Annotated in this window: 9 protein-coding genes; 4 read left to right on the plus strand and 5 right to left on the minus strand. The window is 68.3% G+C overall.

All coding sequences use genetic code 11. From position 1 onward, the window contains the following. Positions 1-51 precede the first annotated feature (51 nt). Positions 52-2,946, minus strand: a complete 2,895-nt coding sequence (locus GobsT_RS22765; protein WP_010037530.1) for a hybrid sensor histidine kinase/response regulator — start codon at positions 2,944-2,946, stop codon at positions 52-54. Between the two features lie 318 nt (positions 2,947-3,264). Here GobsT_RS22765 and GobsT_RS22770 point away from each other — a divergent pair, with 318 nt between their 5' ends. Then, positions 3,265-5,157 carry a UbiD family decarboxylase gene (locus GobsT_RS22770; protein ID WP_010037534.1) on the plus strand — a complete coding sequence of 631 codons (1,893 nt, stop codon included), beginning with the start codon at positions 3,265-3,267 and terminating at the stop codon, positions 5,155-5,157. A gap of 19 nt (positions 5,158-5,176) precedes the next feature. Here GobsT_RS22770 and GobsT_RS22775 read toward each other — a convergent pair whose 3' ends face one another. Together GobsT_RS22775 and GobsT_RS22780 are read right to left on the minus strand one after the other, a co-directional pair. Beyond that, entirely contained in the window at positions 5,177-6,655 is a 1,479-nt protein-coding gene (locus tag GobsT_RS22775) for a serine/threonine-protein kinase (protein WP_010037591.1), read from the minus strand. 124 nt (positions 6,656-6,779) lie between these two features. Continuing rightward, positions 6,780-7,925 carry a serine/threonine-protein kinase gene (locus GobsT_RS22780; protein WP_010037595.1) on the minus strand — a complete coding sequence of 382 codons (1,146 nt, stop codon included), beginning with the start codon at positions 7,923-7,925 and terminating at the stop codon, positions 6,780-6,782. 207 nt (positions 7,926-8,132) lie between these two features. On the opposite strand from GobsT_RS22780, the gene GobsT_RS22785 reads away from it, so the two are divergent. Further along, on the plus strand, positions 8,133-9,581 hold the full coding sequence (locus tag GobsT_RS22785; protein ID WP_010037599.1) for a DMP19 family protein: 1,449 nt from the start codon (positions 8,133-8,135) through the stop codon (positions 9,579-9,581). A gap of 14 nt (positions 9,582-9,595) precedes the next feature. On the opposite strand, the gene GobsT_RS22790 is transcribed toward GobsT_RS22785, so the two are convergent. Further along, the gene (locus GobsT_RS22790; protein WP_010037601.1) at positions 9,596-11,629 is read right to left on the minus strand and encodes a bifunctional serine/threonine-protein kinase/formylglycine-generating enzyme family protein; all 2,034 of its coding nucleotides are present in this window, start codon (positions 11,627-11,629) and stop codon (positions 9,596-9,598) included. Between the two features lie 155 nt (positions 11,630-11,784). After that, the gene (locus tag GobsT_RS22795) at positions 11,785-12,102 is read right to left on the minus strand and encodes a hypothetical protein (protein ID WP_010037603.1); all 318 of its coding nucleotides are present in this window, start codon (positions 12,100-12,102) and stop codon (positions 11,785-11,787) included. A gap of 160 nt (positions 12,103-12,262) precedes the next feature. On the opposite strand from GobsT_RS22795, the gene GobsT_RS22800 reads away from it, so the two are divergent. Then, positions 12,263-14,785 (plus strand): DUF1549 and DUF1553 domain-containing protein, encoded by a 2,523-nt coding sequence (locus GobsT_RS22800; protein WP_010037606.1) that lies wholly within the window; start codon positions 12,263-12,265, stop codon positions 14,783-14,785. Between the two features lie 346 nt (positions 14,786-15,131). Then, positions 15,132-19,925 carry a DUF4347 domain-containing protein gene (locus GobsT_RS22805; RefSeq protein WP_162542140.1) on the plus strand — a complete coding sequence of 1,598 codons (4,794 nt, stop codon included), beginning with the start codon at positions 15,132-15,134 and terminating at the stop codon, positions 19,923-19,925. Positions 19,926-20,082 lie beyond the last annotated feature (157 nt).

A 20,082-nucleotide genomic window follows, 5' to 3' on the forward strand; every position in this document is an offset into this window, starting at 1 on the left:
GGCCTTTGACGCCGGGCGGGCGTCCGTTCACCAGACGGCCCGCTCAGGCCGTCACCCCACAGGTTGCGGCGTGATGGTCAGCGCGGCCCGCACCGCGGTCACGAGTTCCTGCGGCCGGTACGGCTTGCTCAACAGCCCCTGCGACCCGTCCAGCTCGCTCAGGTCGTCGGCCGCATACCCGGTCGAGAACAGCACCCGCACGTTCGGGTCAATGCGAATCATGTGCCGTGATGCCTCGCTCCCCGACATCCGCGGCATCGTCACGTCCAGAATCACCAGCGCAATGTCCTGCCACTCGCGGGTAAACACCTCGACCGCCTCTTGCCCGTCTTCGGCCAACAGGACGTGGTACCCGGCCCGGGAGAGCACCGCGAACCCGAGGTCGCGGATCATCTGCTCGTCGTCCACCAACAGGATCGTGGTCGGGGTGTGACCGTGCGGGGGCGGGAACGGCACCGGCAGCGGGGTCGGCGCCTGCGACCGCGACGGCGTCGCGATCAGTTCCGACACCGGCAGGTTCAGCTCCATCCGGGTGCCGGTGCCGGGCGCGGAATGGACCTCGATCCACCCGTGGTGCTGCTTCACGATGCCGTGAACCATCGGCAGCCCCAGGCCGGTGCCCTTACCGATGCCCTTGGTGGTGAAGAACGGCTCGAACAGCCGCGTCTTCACCTCGTCGGACATCCCGCACCCGGTGTCCGCGACCGTGAACCGCACGTACCGGCCGGGCGGCACGTCGTCCCACCCGGCCGGCACCGGGTCGTCGGGCCGCAGGTCCACGGGCCGCGCGGTGAACACCACCACCCCGCCGTCGGGCATCGCGTCGCGCGCGTTCAGCCCGAGGTTCATGATGGCCTGGACGAGCAGCGTCGGGTCTGCGTGGACCGGTGGGCAGTCGGGCGGCACGTCCACCGTCAAGCCGACCCGCGGCCCCACCGTACACCGCATCAGTCCGACCACCTCGTTGAGCGCCGCGAGCGGCTCGACCGGCGCGAACACGAGCTGGTTGCGCCGCGCGTACCCGAGCAGCTTGCGGGTCAGGTCGGCGGCCCGGGTCGCGGCCTGCTCCGCCGCGCAGACCAGTTCCCCGTTCGGGTCGTCGGGGCCGAGCCGCACCAGCGACAGGTTGCCCAGCACAGCGGTGAGCAGGTTGTTGAAGTCGTGCGCCACCCCGCCGGCCATCTGCCCGATGGCCTCCATCTTGTGCGCCTGCCGGAGCTGGTCCTCGAGCAGCCGGCGCTCGGTGACGTTGACCGACACGCCCAGGCCGTACTCGTAAGCCCCCCGCGCGTCGCGGATGGCCGCGAACGAGAGCTCGGCCCACACCACCTGGCCGTCGGGCCGCAGGTACCGCAGGGAGTACGCGAACCGGTCGCGGGCCCCGGCCCGCACCTCGTCCATCAGCGCCTGCTGCGCGGCCAGGTCCTCGGGGTGCGTGACGCTCGCCGGGGTGAGCTGGAGCACCTCCTCGACCGAGCGCCCGAGCATCGCGGCGAACGCCGGGTTGCACGACACGAACAGCCCGGCCGCGTTGGTCAGGGACACCCCCGCCGAGGTGCTCTCGAAGATGCCGCGGAACATCCCCTCGCTGCGGCGCAGCTCCTCCTCGGCCTTGCGCCGCTCGGTCACGTCGTTGACCAGCGCCAGCTTCACCCCGCGGCCCTCCAGGCTGAGCGCGAACGACGACACCTCGACGTCCAGGAGCGCGCCGCTGCGGGTGCGGTGCCGGCGCAGCGCCGGCGGGCCGTCCGGGCGGCTGCTGTCGCCGGGCGCGAGCGGCGGCTCCGCGTCCAGCACCCGGATGTCGGACACGGTGAGCGTCAGGAACTCGTCGCGCGTGTACCCGTACTTGCGCAGCGCCGCCTCGTTGATCGCCAGGACGCGGAGCGTCTGCGTGTCGTACACGAACACCGGGTGCGGCACCGCGCGGAACAGTTGCCGGTACCGCTCCTCGCTCTTGCGCAGCGCGTCCTCGGCGGCCTTCAGCGCCGAGATGTCCAGGGCCACGGTCACCACCCCGCGGGCGCCGGCCGGTTCGCTGTCGATCCCGTCGGGCATCCACAGCGGCGCCTTACTGGCGAGCCACGGGCGCTCGTCCCCGTTCGGCGCCGGGTACCGGGTCTCGAACTGGGTCGGGCGGCAGGTGGCCATCACCTCGCGGTCCCGCTCGGCGGTCTTCGCGCCGTGCGCCGGGCCGACCAGTTCGGTCGCGGTGCGCCCGACCGCGGCCTCCGGGGTGACCCCGAGCAGCTCCGCCTGGAACTGGTTCATCACGAGATACCGGCCGTCCCGGTCCTTGGCGCTGATCGGCCCCGGGAACGCGTCGATGATGGCGCGGAGCAACTGCCCGGTCTGGCGCGCGCGGCGCTCGGCCGACTTGCGGCGGTCGATGTCCCGCTGGATCAGCACCCAGTGCGACAGCGTGCCGTCCGGGTCCGGCACCGGCACCGCGCTGAGGTCCACCCAAAACGGGGTGCCGTCCTTTCGGTAGTTGCGCAACTCCACACGCAGCGAGGTGCCGGCGTCCATCGCGGTCGCGAGCCGGGCCAGCGTCTCGGGGTCGGTGCTGGCCCCGCGGAGCATGTACAGCGACCGCCCGATGACGTCGGCGCGCGAGTACCCGGTGAGCCGGCAGAACGCGTCGTTCACATACATAACGGACCGGCCCGGGCGGACGGGTCCAGGCACCGCTTCGACGATGGCGACCGCGTCGTGCGCGTGGATGACTGCCGATTCGAGCAACCGGAGCCGCACGTCGGACTCCGGGAGCGAGTCCTGCGTGGCGCCGCGCGGCGCCGGGCGCGCCGGGGCGGCGGAGCGGGCACGCCATCCGACGACCGCCGCCCCCAGAACCAGTACGGCCACCAGCGGCGCCGCCGCCGCCGGAGCGGCGACGGTGATAGCGGCCGCGGCCCCGGCCCCGACGACCGCGAGGGCGGCCGACATCCATGGGAACGGTGGTTTCTGAGGTGCGTGTGTCACAAGCGATCCAACGAGGACCGGCGGCACGAGCCGCCGGGGCGGGGCCACCGTTCGGAGGCTCCCAAGCTACCATAAACCCGATCCCGGACGGTTCCAAACGCACCGCCGATAATGCCGCCCGCCGGTTTGACGCCGGCGCTCGAAGTTTCGGGAGCGGTGCGAACCGATTCGCGGCAGCCCCGAATATCCGCGCCACGCGCGAACAGGTCGCGGTTGTCCCGCGTGGTCCCGACACGGTTTCTTCAAAAACCGGCCTGAACTCGAACACGACAGAACTCACTAATGGGCCACCGCAACCTCGCCGCCGCCGTCACCGACCTCGAACGCGCGGGCCGGCTCGTTCGCATCGAGCCGGAAATCGATCCGTACCTCGAAGCGGCCGAGATACACCGGCGCGCGTACCAAGCCGGCGGCCCGGCGCTGCTGTTCACACGGGTGAAGGGGAGCCCGTTCCCGATGGTGTCGAACGTGTTCGGCACACTGGACCGGGCGAAGTTTCTATTCCGCGACGCGCTGGAAGACGTGCGCAAACTCGTGGAGCTGAAAACCGACCCGGCAGCCATCCGCAAACGCCCTTGGCGGTACTGGAACCTCCCGTTCCTCGGGTGGAGGCTGCGCCCCAAGTTCGTGCGCAGCGGACCTATTTTAGGACACACGACACGTCTTTCGCAACTGCCTCAACTGAAGTGCTGGCCGCTCGACGGCGGACCGTTCGTGACGCTCCCGCAGGTGTACACCGAGCACCCGGACACGCCCGGGTGGATGAAATCGAACCTTGGTATGTACCGGGTCCAATTCGGCGGGAACGAGTACGTCCCGGACCGCGAAGCGGGGCTGCACTACCAGATCCACCGCGGGATCGGGGTTCACCACGCCGCGGCCGTGCGGCGCGGGGAGCGGTTGCGGGTGAACGTGATCGTGGGCGGGCCGCCGGCGCTGGCGGTGGCGGCGGTGATGCCGCTCCCCGAGGGCCTGCCGGAACTGGCGTTTGCCGCCGCACTCGGCGGCAGACGGCTGGAGCTGGTGCGCGGCAAACCGGTCCCCACGGCAGGGGACAAACCGGGGGCGTCCGGCCTGCCGATGCCCGCGGAAGCGGATTTCGTCCTCTCGGGCTGGATCGACCCGACGCGCACGAAGCCGGAGGGGCCGTTCGGCGACCACCTCGGCTACTACAGTCTCACCCACGACTTCCCGGTGATGACGGTGGAAACGGTGTACCACCGCCCCGGCGCCATCTGGCCGTTCACGGTGGTCGGCCGCCCGCCCCAGGAGGACACGACGTTCGGCGAGTTGATTCACGAGTTGACCGGTCCGGTGATCCCGACGGTGATGCCTGGTTTACACGCGGTCCACGCCGTCGACGCCGCCGGAGTACACCCGCTGCTCCTGGCGATCGGGTCCGAGCGATACGTTCCGTACGCCGAAACCCGACGACCGCAGGAGTTACTCACGCTCGCGAACGCGGTCCTGGGCCAGGGCCAGCTCTCGCTGGCCAAATACCTGCTCATCGTGGCAAAAGAGGACGCCCCGGACCTCGACATCCACGACATCAGCGCCTTCCTGCGGCACCTGCTGGAGCGTTTCGATCCGGAAAGCGACCTGCACTTTCAAACCCGCACCACGGTAGACACGCTCGACTATTCGCCGGGGCTGGGGCTCAACGCGGGGTCGAAACTGGTGCTGGCCGCCGCGGGTCCGAAGCGGCGCGAGCTGGCAACCGCGACACCGCCGGGTTTGACGCTGCCGGACGGTTTCGCCGACCCGTGTGTCGTGCTGCCGGGGGTTCTCGCGGTGAAAGGCCCGCCGATTCGGAAATCGGGCTCGCGGTGCCAGATCGACGACGCGGACGTGACGTGGCTCTGTTCGCAGCTCGCGCAACAGGAACCGCAACTCGCCGGCTTCCCGCTGATCGTGGTTGTTGACGACAGCGAGTTCGTAGCTCGCACGCTGAACAACTTCCTGTGGGCGGTGTTCACACGGTCGGACCCGGCAAACGACGTGTACGGGGTGGGGTCGTTCACCCACCGGAAGCACTGGGGCTGTCGCGGGCCGGTGGTGATCGACGCGCGCTTGAAGCCGCACATGCCGCCCCCGCTCGAAGTGCCGCCGGAGGTGACACGGAAAGTAGACACGCTGTTCGCGAAGGGCGGGCCGCTGGCGGGTGTTGAGAAGTGATCGAGTGCGACGGTGCTGCTCAGCGAATGATCTTGCACGCCGGCAGCGCCTGCTGAAGGGCGGCAACCGCCGCAGCGGTTATGCCGCCGGAGTCGGTCAGCTCCAGGATGCGCAGAGAGACAAGCGCCCGCAGATGCGCCAGCCCGCGGTCGGTGAGCCGCGGGCACGCTCGCAGGTACAGTTGCCGCACCCCCCGGAAGCCCTTCAGTAGCGCCACGCCCGCGTCGGTGACGCCCTCGCAATACGAGAGGTTCAGGTAAACCAGTGCGTCGAGCCCGGCGAGCCGCCCCAAGGCGCGGGTGTCGTCCTCGGTGGCTGCGGAGTTGATCGAGAACCGGTACAACTCGCCCGGCACTACCCGCACCTCGCCCGGCGTCGCCGCGACGAGGCGCCACTCGGCGCCCCGGGTGATAGCGCGCGAGTACCACCGCCCGCGTGCGCCGATGTCCAGCGTTTGCGTGACGAGCGCGGCGGACGCGGAAACCGATGAGCCGAGCACGTCCATCGTCTCGGTCGGCTCGTCGCGCGAGTCCTCCGCCGCCTTCGGGGCCGATGCTTGCGGCACGGTCTTCTTGCTGAGCAGCGTGCCGAGTACCCGCTCCCACGAGCCGGCGTCGCGGGGCCGGCGGGCCGGGTCCAGGGCCACGCTGCGGGCCGTCAGAGCCGCCAATTCGGACGGAACTTTCAACGCGCGGAGGGCGTCCAGCACGTCCGGACCGGGCAGCACGTTCAGGTCGCCGAACATCATCTGATACGCCAGCACGCCGATCGCGTACACGTCGTCGCGCGGGTCCGGCGGGCTGCCCAGGAACTGTTCCTGCGGCGCGTACCGCGCGCTGCCGACAGATTGAAGCATGGTCGGCACGCGGACGTTGAGGCCCGAGCCGGACGACTCCGCGGACTTGTCGGCGCGCCCGGCCTCGACCGCCATCCCGCCGATGCCGAAGTCCGTGATCCGCGGCACGGTCCCGGCCATCAACACATTCTGGGGTTTCAGGTCCCGGTGAACCAGCGGCGGCCGCAGGTGGTGGAATTGCGCGAGCGCGCCGGTGACCGCGTGCAGCACCCGGACCGCGCGCCCGAGCCGCCGCGGGGGCGGCAGCGCCGCCCACTGCGCGACCGCCTCCGCCAGCGTCCCGCCCTCGACGTACTCGTACATCAGCCACGGGATGTCGCCGCTCAGGTTGCACTCCAACAGCGGCACGATGTTCGGGTGGTCGCCCCCGTACTTCATGACGCGCGCGACCACCGCCCGTTCGTGGTGGACCAGTTGGTGCTTGGCGACCGGGTCGGTGCAGAACTTGACCGCAGCGGCCCCCTTGCGCTCGTGCCGGGCGAGCCACACCTCGCCGAACCCGCCTCCGCCGAGCCGGCGCTCCAGGGTCCACATTTCAAGGTTCGGGAGCTGGTCGCCGGGCGCGAACTTCGGGGGCGGGGTCTGGCGCGAGATGTCGTCCCGCGACTGCGCTTGCGTGTGTTCGTGGTCGCTGTGGCCCATGACGGTTCCCGGAAGATGGTGGTTAGGATACCGCCGCAGGACGAGAATTGGAACGGCGTCCGGGAGCCCGCGCGGGCGCGCCCCACTCAACCCCTCTCCCCAGAAAGAAACGTCGGAACGCGCGTCACCCGCGCCCGGCCGTCGCGAGGTACAGGAGCGCGCTCGCCAGCAGGAGCATCATCACGAGCAGCCCCAACAGGGGTTGCGCCCACCACCACCCGCCCGTGAAGTGGTGGGCGCGCAGAGCAGTGGTGAGCGCCGACTCGTCCGCCGCGACCAGTTCCCGCTCCGGGGCCGGCGGCACGACCGGCACCGCACCGAGTTCGGACACGCTCAGCGGAACCGCTTCGGAGGGCCTCTGCGCCCGTTGCATCAGTTCCGCCAGAGCCACCTCCCACTCGCCCGCGTCCTTCGGGCGCCGGTCCGGGTTCGTCGCCACGCTGCTCACGATCAAGGCCACCAGTTCACCCGGCACGCGCAACTGACGCAGCTCGTCCTTGACATCGGGGCCGGGGGCAACGGTCACGTCGCCGACAAGGGCCTGATACGCTATCACCCCGAGCGCGTGAACGTCGTCGCGCGGGTCCGGAGGGCTGCCGAGCCGCTGCTCGACCGGAGCGTAATTGGCGCTACCCGCGGCCTGAAGCCCGGTCGGAACGCGGGCGGCGAGCGCGGTGCCGGCCGCTTCCACGTCCCGGGGCACGGGGACCCCGCCGATGCCGAAATCAATGATCCGCGGCACCTTCCCGCCGGCCATCAGCACGTTCTGCGGCTTCAGGTCGCGATGAATCAACGGGGGGCGCAGCCGGTGGAACACCGCAAGGGCGCTGGCGAGAGCGTAGAGCGTGCGCACGGTGCGCCCCATGCGCTTCGTGAGTGGCAGGGAGCGCCACTGGGCGAGGGCGCTCGCGAGGGTGCCGCCCTCCACGAACTCGTACATCAGCCACGGCACGTCGCCGTCCAGGTTGCACTCCAGCAGCGGAACGATGTTCGGGTGCGCGCCGGCGTAGCGCATCACGCGGAGCACCACGTTCTTTTCGTGGGTGACGAGCCGGAGCCGCGCGCCGGAATCGGTGCAAAACTTGACCGCCCGGGGCGGTTCCTTCGCGTTCCAGGCGTGCCGGGCGAGCCACACCTCGCCGAACCCGCCAACCCCGAGCCGGCCTTCCAGCACCCAACTGCTCAACCCGGGAACCGGTGCTCCGGCCGTGAGGGGAGCGGCGGCACCGTTCGAAGTTTGCTGGGGAACGCCTTCGGCACGCTCGCTCATGAAAGCTCGATCTCGGTGCGGGACCGCGACTCGATGTGAACGGGTAACGCCTGAATTGTATCCCCTGACCCGACCGTTCGGGAGCGCGACTTTCGCTCTCTCGGGGGTGCGGCGCAGGTAGCCGTCGGACGGCACGACAGCCCGTATACTCCTCTGGGGCACACGCGCGCCCGCACTTCTGACCTCGGCACAAGGAAGGGCCGACCGTTGCTTCAATCCGTCCTCGTCGCGGCCACGCTGGCAACCGTCTGGGGCGTCTGGGCCGCCCGGAAACGGTTCCGCCCCAAAGCACGCGCCATGAAGCAGTACGCCCGCTCGCTCGTCGCGGACCCGGACGGTCACCGGGAACTCGACGAAGAGTACGAGCGGCGCTACGCGCTCCGGAACGCCGCCGAAGCCGCACCGTTGCTCACTCCGGCGGAACTGCCCGCCGCGATCGCCGATCTGCTTGACGCAGACCCGATCCGCTGCGACGCGGCCGAGATTCGCATCAAGAAGGTACTGGCGACGGCTGAACCTCAGCTGCTCGCGGCCATCGACGCCCCCCGAGCCACCTGGGACAGAGACGAAAGCCAGGGCGTACCGACGGCCTCGGCCGAGCGGGTGGTCCGCCTGCTCGCCGAGCTCCCCTCGCGGGCACTGGGCGACCGCATCGGCCACCTGGTCGGTCGCCCCGAATGGTACGTCTCCAACCCCGCAATCAAAGCCCGCACCGCGCTGGGCCGCGCCGACCAGCTCCCCTTTGTGCTAGAGCAACTCGCCAAGCAGTCCCGACCGGCCCAAGAGGGGGTCGAACTGGCCATTGAGCAGGGCTGGGCGGAACCGGAGTTCCTCGACGGGATACGGGTATGGGCCGAGCGAACCGCCCTCGATCCCGCGCTGCCGTTCTCGTACTGGGCAGTCGGGTTCCACGCGCGGTACGGTGGGGCAGCCGCTCTCGAAGCCCTCAGCAGCCCGCAGGTACTGTCGGTTGCGAACGACCGAACCGTTCATGCCGCGCTCAAGCAACTGAACGAGCACGGCGTAAAACTCGATGCGAAAGTGGTGCGCCCGCTGCTCGATGCCGCGCTCACCCGCACGGCCATCTGGCCCTGGAACTGCACGTTCGGCCCGGCGCTGCGCGCGCTGGCGGCCACGGAGCCGGAGGCCGCCCTCCGCACTGCCGAAGAGTACCTCGATCGCCCCGACCACCCGTACCACCGCGAAGCGATCGACTTCGTTCGGGAGACAGCCGGACTACCCGCATCGGACGATCTCGAGCTACCGGTTGGGATGGAACTAACCGAAGGCGAACGGACGACCCTGGGGCACCTGACCGACTGCCGGGTGCTCTACTGGGAGGTGTGCAACGGCGGACTCAGTCAGTACTTCTTCAACTCCGCCGGGGCCAATTGGCGCCGGCACGCGGCGGCGCTACGGGCGATCGGGTTCGAGGCGGGGGCGGCGGCCCTCGAAGAAGCGGCGCGGGTGATCCACCCGGACGGCGCGAGTACCAACCGCGGCACACGCATCGCTCAGTACGCCGCCCTATCGGAGCGCCAGGAAAAGCGCCTGGACAAATTGAGCCCGCTGTTCTGGTCGGACGTGCCGCGGCTCCGGTTCATGTTGCGTCACCGGGAGCTCTTCGCCCGGCTTCGCGCGGCCCGGGAGCGGTAGCTGTCTGTATTGCGTTACTCGGGTATCCAGCACACGCGAACCCCGATGTCTGGCCGCCGGGCCTCGGGCGAGTGCCAGTTGCGGTTCGCGGACCGGGCGTCGTGCGGCTGGTTGAACCACGAGCCGCCGCGCACCACCCGCGCGATCGTCCCGTCGTACTTGTTCTCACACCACTCCCACACGTTCCCGTGCATGTCGCACAGGCCCCACGGGTGCGGGTGCTGGCCCGCGTAGCTGCCGACCACAGCCGGGCGGTCCAAATTCGGCCCTTTGGACGCGGTGCCGAAGGGCGCGGTGCCGTCCACGTTCGCCTGCGTCCCGTTCAACTCGCGGCCGAAGTGGAACGGATGCGAACCGGAATCGGTGCCGCGACACGCGTACTCCCACATGTCCTCGGTCGGCAGCGCGAACCGGCCCCGGGCGCTCGCCCGCGCGGCGATCCCGTTGAGCCGCGCAACGAACTCCTGGCACTCGTTCCACGTCACCCCCTCGACCGGGAACCGAATTGTATCGGCGCTCGAGCCGAGTTTGTCCGCGTGGCTCCTGCCGGGCCGGAAGTGGCTCGGCTGTGCGAACGGCGTGTCGGCCATCACCGCCGCCCATTCTGCCTGCGTCACCTCGTACCGCCCCAGCCAGAACCCCGGCGTGCGGAACCGGCCCCGCGTGTCTTCGGCCTCAGCACTGATGCGAAGCGGGCTCTGGTTGAACTGCTTGAGGACGGCCTCGCGCTCGGACGCGGGCGAACCGAGCTGGCGTTCGCCGGGTGGCACCCAGCAGAACGTCATTTCCGACCCGCCCGGCAGCGGCACCGCGCGCACCTCGCCGGGGTACGTGCCCGCGGTGCCGCGGAACCGCCCGGGGCCGCCCGAAACGACGTACACAACGCCCGCCACCAGCACCCCGAACACCAGCAGCGCCGCGACCGCCACCCAGGCGTTCGTCACCTGACGGACCCGGCCGCGGCCCGAAGAAACGGTCGGCCCCACGCGCCAGTTCGCTTTGATTCGGGACGCATCGGTCCGTTTCGACGGCACGGACGGTTCCGGCAGCGGTGCGGGCGGTTCTGGCAAAGAAGACGCCCGAAACGTTTCCGTGCGCGCGGCCAACGTGGCGGTTGACGGGGACACGTCAACCGTTTCGGGGGCCGGCGGGTCGTCGTGTTCAATGTCGGGGTGCGTTTTACACAGCAGCGCCCCGAGCGCATCTTCCCACTCCGTCGCGCTGTGCGGGCGGCTTTCGGGGTTGATCGACGCGCTGCGCAAAACCAGCTCGACGAGCACTTCGGGCGCGTGCAGCTTTCGGAGCTCGTAGGCCGCGTCTGTACCCGGCGCTGTGTTGATGTCGGCCGTCACGAGTTGGTAAGCGATGATCCCGAGCGCGTACACGTCGTCGCGCGGATGAGGCTCGCTGCCGAGCAACTGTTCCTGCGGGGCGTAGATGCGCGTCCCCGCTGCCCGCAGTTCCGATGGCAGGCGCGCCGCTACGGCCGTGGAGGACCCGAAATCGGTCTTGCCCGACGGGTGTAGTGCGATGCCGCCGATGCCGAAATCAGTGATCCGCGGCACCTTCCCGCCGGCCATCAGCACGTTGTGCGGCTTCAGGTCGCGGTGGACCAGCGGCGGGTCGAACCGGTGGCACGCGCCCAGCGCGGCCGTCAGCTCGTAGAGCGTCTGAACCGCGAGATCGATGCGCCGGCGCGGCGACATGCGACGCCACTTTGCGAGCGTGCTCGCGAGGGTGCCGCCCGGCACGAACTCGTACATCAGCCACGGCACGTCGCCGTCCAGATTGCACTCCAACAGCGGCACGATGTTCGGGTGCTTGCCGGCGTACTTCATCACCCGGCGCACGACGTTTTGCTCGTGCGTCACGAGTTGGTGCCGCGCACCGGGGTCGGTACAGAACTTGACCGCACGCGGGGGCTGTTCGGCGTCCCAGGCGTGCCGGGCCAGCCACACCTCACCGAACCCGCCGCCGCCGAGTTTCTGCTCAAGTACCCAACTGTTGAGCCCCGGAACCGGGCTCCCGCTCGCGAACACTGGGAGCACACCAGGCGCTAATCGGGGTGCGTCGAATGGGGTGCGCGCGCGGGTGGTGTTTTCGAAAGTACTGCTCATGGGCCGCTCGGGTGAGGGCGTAACCACACAAGCATCATCTAGAACGCGATTGACTGCCCACGCGCGGGCCGGGACGAATCACGAAGTTAGTGTTCGACCTGAAACCACTCGCTCCCACTGGCCTCATACTTGGTGTAAGTGTCGTCGGTGTCAACGGGTGCCACTTCGACGCCACCCGCGCGAAGTGCATCGGCCAGCGGCTCGGCCGCCGCGACCTCCACCATGTACTGACGCGACACCCGCCCGCCCACGAGTTCGAACGTCACCGCCTCGGCGTAAAGTGCTTCGTAGGTGTCGGGTTGCGTGCGAAGCAGGTGCGACCAGAAGGCCGTCAGGCGAGACTTGAACGCCGGTGCCGGTTCGTCGGCGTTGGCGAGCAGCGTCAGGCACAGGTATTCGGTCATCGCTCAGGTCCCCGGGTGAGATGGCGGGCGCCCTCACCACTGTTTGTATTGCTCCCCCTTGCACTTCGGTCGGGCGTGAGCGACAATCACACCACCTGCCGAAACTCTCGCTGCTGATCCACCCGCCCCGCCGAGCTAACCCTATCAGAGGGTCTCTTCCATGCAGACGCGATCCCGCCTCTGGTCGCTATTTGTCGCCGCACTGGTTGCTCCTTGCGCCCTTGCCTCCCGAACCGACGCCGCCGAGATCAACTCCGCCGACGTAAAGAGCATCGCCGTTTACCCCGCGAAGGTGACGCTGGTCGGTGCCGACGACGCGGCGCAACTGATTGTGACCGGAACGCTTGCGAGCGGGCAAACGGTGGACCTCACCGCCGAAGCGCAGTACCTCATTGCGGACGGCAAATCGGCCACGGTGACCGCCGGGCGCCTCGTGCCCAAGGCCGACGGCACCACGGACATCGCGATCACCTTCGGCGGTCGGGCCGTGCGGGTTCCGCTGAGCGTGAAAAGCGTGGGTGAGAGCCTGCCGCTCAACTTTACGAACCAGGTCGTGCCGGTGTTCACGAAGCTCGGGTGTAACTCGGGCGGGTGCCACGGAAAGCTCGCCGGGCAGAACGGTTTCCGGCTCTCGCTCCTCGGGTTCGAGCCGGACCTCGATTACGCCACACTTGTGAAGGAAGCCCGCGGGCGGCGCCTGTTCCCGGCCAGCCCGGACGCCTCCCTCTTCCTGACGAAGGCCACGGGGCGCGCCCCGCACGGCGGCGGCAAGAAGATGGAGCCCGACAGCGACGAGTACAAGCTGGTGCGGCGCTGGATCGCCGCCGGGATGCCGTGGGGCGAGGAGAAGGACCCGAAGGTCACGCGGATCAGCGTCTACCCCGAACACCGGGTACTGAGCCGGCACGGCAAGCAGCAGTTCGCGGTGTACGCGCACTACACCAACGGCGCCGTCGAGGACATCACCCGCCGGGCGCAGTACGAGAGCAACGACACCGAGATCGCGACCGTCGACGAGCGGGCACAGGTCCGCACGCTCGGCATGAGCGGCGAGGCGGCCATCATGGCGCGGTATCAGGGCATGGTCGCGGTGTTCCGCGCCACGGTCCCGCTGGGGGTGAAAACTCCCGCGTGGGAGTTCGCCGAAAAGACCGTTGTTGACAAGTTCACCGCCAAAAAGTGGCGCGAACTCGGGCTGGTCCCATCAGACCTGTGCGGTGACGAGCAGTTCGTCCGCCGCGTGTTCATCGACATCACCGGGACGTTCCCCACGGCGAAACAGGTCACCGACTTCGTTGCGGACAAGGACCCGGCGAAGCGTGACAAGCTCGTGGACGCGCTGGTGGAGACCCCGGAGTACGCCTACTACTTCGCGAACAAGTGGGCTGACATCCTCCGCGTGAAGCGGCGCCAGGAGCAAAACCGGGCACAGGGCACGTTCGCGTTCCACGAGTGGATCCGCGAGCAGGTGGCCGCGGACACGCCGTACAGCGAGTTCGTCCGGGCCATCGTCGCCAGCACCGGCGACGAGCGGAAGTCCCCGCCGACCGTGTGGTACAAGGAAATCGATAAGGCCGAGCAGTTCGTGGACGACGTGAGCCAGGTGTTCCTGGGCCAGCGACTGTCGTGCGCGAACTGCCACCATCACCCCTACGAGAAGTGGTCGCAGGACGATTACTGGAGTCTGGCGGCGTTCTACGCCCGCGTGGGGCGGAAAGAGGCGCGGCTCCCGAGCGCGGACCCGAACCGACAAGACAACCGCGTCCAGACGGTCTACATCCGCACCATCGGGAACGTGACCAACAAGCGGACCCAGAAGCCGGCCGAGGCGAAGCCGCTCGACGGCGACCCGATGACCATTCCCGTGGACGAGGACCCGCGCCAGAAGTTGGTGGACTGGATGGTGTCGCCCAAGAACCCGTTCTTCGCGAAGACGGTGGCGAACCGGTACTGGGCGCACTTCTTCGGCCGCGGCATCGTCGACCCGCTCGACGACATGCGGATCACCAACCCGCCGAGCAACCCGGAGCTGCTCGACGCACTCACGCAGAGCGTGATCGACAGCAAGTACAGCTTGAAGGCGCTCATTAAGACGATCTGCAAGAGCCGGACGTACCAGCTCTCGAGCGCGCCGAACGAGTTCAACAAGCACGACAAGCAGGCCTACGCCCGGTACTACCCGCGGCGGCTCCAGGCGGAAGTGCTGCTGGACGCGCTGTGCCAGGTGACCGACAGCCCATCGCGGTACAACGGGCTGCCGGCCGATAAGAACGCCCCGAACCGCGCGATCATGCTGCCGGACGAGTCGTTCCAGTCGTACTTCCTGGACGTGAACGGGCGCCCGCAGCGGATCAGCGCGTGCGAGTGCGAACGGGTGAGCGAGGCGAACCTGGCGGCCGTGCTGCACATGCTCAACAGCGACGAGGTGCAGGGCAAGATCAGTCGCGGCGGTGGTCGGGCGGACCGGCTCGCGAAGGCCGACGACAAGCGCCCCGACGAGGAGAAGGTGACGGAGCTATTCCTGTCGGCGTTCTCACGGAAGCCGACGGCGGACGACCTCGCGACGGCGATCGAGCACATCAAGAAGTTGGAGGCCAAGAGCGGAGCGGCCGGCAAGAAGACCGCTTACGAGAACATCCTCTGGGCGCTGGTGAACACCAAGGAGTTTTGGTTCAACCAGTAACGCCCAGAGCGTTGTCGAGTCCTCTTGTGTCCGCGGGCCGAAACCCGCGGGCATTTTCGTTTCGCTCGCACGAGCTGCATGAGACATGCGCAACGTTGCCGCAACATTCCGCCAAACAACTCATGAATCTGCCGCCACCTTTTGCGGCCCCGCCACAAAACCGTAACCGACACACGAACGGCACACTCAGCAACGCACAAGTTCGCAAGCAATCAGCAAGCCGAATTGAGACCATATCATCGCGGCGCAAAGCGAGCACGCAAAAAGTGTTAAGTGGTAACGATCCTTTACAGGAGCGGACCGTTTTTTGATGCGCGAACGAGATCCTGACACAAGGGCGCTAACCGTGTCGAAACAACGATTGTGGCTGCGGGGGCTGACGTCTTTGGTTCGCGCGTGCGCCCACGGGGGCGGGTCGTCGCGGTCGCGCAGCGTCCCCGTTCTCTCGTCTCGCATTGAGGTGCTCGAGGCCCGAACGGTTTTGAGTCACGCCAGCGGCATCACCTCGCACTTCGGGCCGGCCGCTGCGGAACGTGTTGCTACCCAGCACGAACTGGTGGTGGTCGATCCCCACGTTGCCGACTGGCAGTTTCTGGCCGCCAGCGCGAAGACCCAAGGGCGCGCGGTTCTCGTTCTGAACGCCGAACAAGACGGCATCGCCCAGGTGGGCGCCGCGCTGGCGGCCGGCTCAGATTGGACCGGGGTTCACTTCTTCTCGCACGGCAGCGCCGACGGGTTCCAGCTTGGCGGGTCGCAAATCGACCGCGCCCGGATCGGGTCTTATGCGGACGAGGTCCGGCAGTGGCGCGGGTCCCTCGCTTCTGGTGCGGACCTGCTCTTTTATGAGTGCGATCTCGCCGGCGGGAGCGCGGGGCGGTCTCTTCTGGACGACTTCCGCGCGTGGACCGGTGCGGACGTGGCCGCGAGTACGAACGTCACCGGGGCCGCCGCGCTCGGCGGGGACTGGGTGCTCGAGTACCAACGGGGTGCGATCGAAACCGGCTCCCCTCTTACCGCCGCGGAGCAAGGCGCGTACGCGGGGACGTTTGCCACGTTCACAGTGACGAACACCGGCGACAGCGGCGCCGGCTCGTTGCGACAGGCGATTGCGGACGCCAACGCGGCCGACGAGGCGGACACAATCGAGTTCAACTTGTCCAATGCCGATCCCAATTTTAACGCCATGACCGGCAAGTGGACGATTACGCTCGCTTCGGCGCTGGATGTGGTCACCGAGCAGGTGTTAATCGACGGACGCACGCAGGCCGGTTACGCCGGGGCGCCGCTCGTCGTCGTGAACGGCAGCGGCATCAACAGCAACGGCATCGATCTGGGGAGCGGTTCCTCCGGCAGTACGGTTCGGGGCCTCGTTATCAACGGCTTTTCCGGCGCGGGCGTTCACATCGCCAGCGCGAACAACTTCGTTCAGGGCAACTGGATCGGGTTGAACGCCAGCGGAACGGCCGCGGCGGCCAACGGGACCGGAGTGTTACTAGACAACGCCGGCGGGAACACCGTGGGCGGCGCCACCGCGGCCGACCGGAACGTGATCTCCGGTAACTCACAAAACGGCGTCTCCGTTTCCGGAGCGATGGCAACCGGAAACACGATCCTGGGCAACTACATCGGGCTCGATCACACCGGCGCGGCTCCGATCGGTAACGGCGCCAGCGGCGTACTCACCACGGCCGGCGCGACGGGCACAGCGATCGGCGGAACCGCCGCCGGCGCGGGCAACTTCATTTCCGGTAACGCGGAGTACGGGGTCCGGATCGAGGCGGACAACACGACCGTCGAGGGCAACGTCATCGGCCTGTTCGCGGACGGAAGCGTCTCGGCGAGTTCGGGTAACCACATCGGCGGGGTCGTCGTCTCGTCGGCAAACAACGCCATCGGCGCGGCGTCCGCGGGAAACGTCATCAGCGGGAACGGCGGTGCCGGCGTCCACCTGCAAACCAGCGGGGCAACCGGGAACGTGCTTCTGGGCAACTACATCGGAACCGACACCGCCGGTTCCGCGGCCACCGGGTTCGGCAACGCCAGCGGCGTCCTTCTGAGCAGCGGGGCGTCCGGCAACACGTTGGGCGGCGCGGCTGCCGGAGCGGGAAACGTCGTCTCGGGACACTCGGGCAACGGCGTGGATATGAATAACGCTCCCGGCAACACGCTTCTCGGCAACTTCATCGGCCTCGATGCGTCAGGAACGTCTGCGTTACCGAACTTACAAGGTGTCATGCTGATCGACGCTCCGAACACCGTCATCGGCGGTTCGGCCGCCGGGGAAAGAAACGTCATCAGTGGGAACACGCAGAACGGAATTGCCACCATCGGCGAAGGGATCTCTGGCACGCGCATTCAGGGCAACTACATCGGCACCAACGCGGCCGGCACGGCCGCTGTCAGTAATGGGGGAGCGGGAATCAGCATCGACACGTTGTCCGGTTCGCGGTCGACGGGGCTCACGATTGGCGGCACCACCGCCGGTGCCGGGAATCTCATTTCGGGCAATAACTCCGACGGCATACTGTTGCAAGCCGACAGCACCCTCATCGCGGGCAACGTCATCGGCCTGAACGCCGCCGGCACCGCGCCTCTCCCGAACGGGACAGGCATCACGATCATCAACGCGCTGAGCAACACCATCGGCGGAACCACCGCGGGGGCGCGGAACGTTATCAGCGGCAACCTCGGTGAAGGGTTCCGCGTGTTCGGTTCGTCAACGTCCGGTAACCTCATTCAGGGCAACTACATTGGTACCGACCCGGCGGGTTCGTCCGCGACCGGCTTCGGCAACGGGGGCAACGGGGTCCGGTTGATCGGCACTAACAACACGGTTGGCGGCTCGACGCCCGGAACCGGCAACGTGATCGCCTTCAACAACGGCAGCGGGGTGAGCGTTGAGTCGGGGTTGGGGCAATCGGTCCTTCAGAACAGCATATTTGGGAACACCTCGCTGGGCATCGATCTGGGCAACAACGGGGCTAACTCAAACGACGGCGCGGCATCCGCTGGGCAGCCGAACCTGCTCACCGATTTCCCGGTATTCACCACCGCGAACTTGGTCGGGAGCACGCTCACCGTCGCCGGCTACGTCGGCAGCGCGGCCGGGCAAGTCGAGTTCGCGAACAACCGCGTCGAGGTGTTCATCAGCGACACCAGTTCCGCCAACGGGAGCGGCCGGACCTACATCGGCTTCCTGACGACCGACGCGAGCGGCAACTTCAGCGGCTCGCTGAATGTAACCGGGCTCGGCCTGACGGTCGCCGACAGCGTCACGGCGACGGCCACCGACGCCGGCGGCAACACGTCCGAGTTCGGCACAAACTTCGATGTCAACGGTGAGCCCGTCGCGGTCGCGGACGCGGGCGCGGCGGTCGAAGCGGGCGGCACGAATAACGGCACGCCGGGCACCGATCCCACCGGCGATGTCCTCGCCAACGACACGGACCCGGATGTCGGGGACACGAAGGTCGTGACCGGCGTGGTGGCGGGGAACGCGGGCAGCGCGTCGGGCAGCGTGGGCGTCGCCGTAGCTGGCACCTACGGTTCCGTCGTAATTAACGCGGACGGCTCGTTCGCCTACACCGTCAACAACGTCGATGCGGCCGTCCAGGCACTCCGCACGTCGTCCGACACACTGACCGACACATTTACCTACACGATCACCGACGGGGGCGGGCTCACGAGCACCGCACAACTGACGGTCACCATCCACGGCGCCAACGACACCCCGACCGGTGGCGCGGTCGCGGCGACCGCGGCCGAAGCCGGTGGGCTCGACAACCTGACTCCCGGCCTGAACCCGACCGGCACCGTGTTCACGAACATTTTGGACGTGGACAACGGCGACACCTTCACCGTCACCGGGGTCACTGCCGGCGTCGTGGGTTCGGCGTCGGGCGCGGTCGGCTCACCGGTGGCCGGCGCGTACGGCTCGCTCACGGTCCGCGCGGACGGCACGTTTGTCTACACGGTCGATAACGCCAGCGCGTCCGTTCAGGCCCTGCGGGCCGGTAATTCCGTAACGGACACGTTCACCTACACCGCGGCCGACCTGGGCGACCTCACCGTGACCGCCCAGGTGACCGTCACGATCCAGGGGGCCGCCGACGCCCCCGGGGCTGCCGTTCTCGTTGCCGGGGGCACGGTCCCGCTGAACGCCGTGGCCGGGACGGTCGTGGGCCAGGTGGCCGCTCCGATCGCCGACGCGGGGGCCACAGTCGGTTACGCCCTGGTGACCAGCGCCAACGGGCTGTTTACGATCGATTCGAGCGGCCAGATCGCCGTCGCGCCCGGAGCGGTGTTCGGCAGCCAGAACCCGGGAGCGTACAACCTGACCGTGCGCACCACCGGTTCAAACGGCACGGCCCGCGATCAGACGATCACCTTGGGAGTTGAGGTGGGCGGCGCCGACCGGGCGGTGCCGCGGAACGGGCTAACACCCGTGCGGTTCGCCGACGGACGAATCGGCTTCCAGAACTCGGCCGGACAACTGGTTCGGACGGTCGCACCGCCGGCCGGTTACGGCTCGTTCCAGGTCGCGATCGTGCCGGACCGGACCGGCGACGGGATCGACGACCTGCTCGTGGGGGCGGGATCGGGGATCGGCTCCCGTGTCGGGATCTTCGACGGCGCGACCGGCGCCGAGTTGCTCACGTGGTCCCCGTTCTCCGCCGGGTTCATCGGAGGGGTTTCGGTGGCCTGCGGGGACGTGACCGGAGACGGGGTCGCCGACTTCATCATCGGCGCCGGCCCCGGTGCCGGCCCGCACGTGAAGGTGTTCGACGGCGTGACCGGGGCCGAGCGGGCCAGTTTCTTCGCCTACGACAGCCGGTTCCGGGGCGGCGTGTCGGTCGCGGTCGGAGACGTGACGCGCGACGGGTTTGCGGACATCGTTACGGCCGCCGGGCCGGGCACCGCGCCCCACGTCAAAGTGTTCTCGGGCCGGTTCGGCGATGAGTTGATGAGCTTCTTCGCGTACGACAGGGACTTCTTCGGCGGCGTCCGGGTCTCGATTCGCGATGTCAACGCGGACGGGTTGCCGGACATCATAACGGAAGCCACCGTCGCCGGCCGCACGCACGTAAAAGCCTTCGACACGCTGACGGGCGAAATCATCCAGAGTTACTTTTCCCCATGAGTAGGGACCCGCTCACCGCACGATAGTAGCACCCGGTAAACCATTCACGCAGTTGCGAGCGGCCCGCGCGCTCGCAACCCGATCTCAACAGCCCGAGCACGTGTTTGGCAAGCCGGAAGTCCCGTTCTCCGAGTCGCCCCTCGCTCTGATCGCACGT

Source organism: Gemmata obscuriglobus, assembly GCF_008065095.1.
Taxonomy (GTDB): domain Bacteria; phylum Planctomycetota; class Planctomycetia; order Gemmatales; family Gemmataceae; genus Gemmata; species Gemmata obscuriglobus.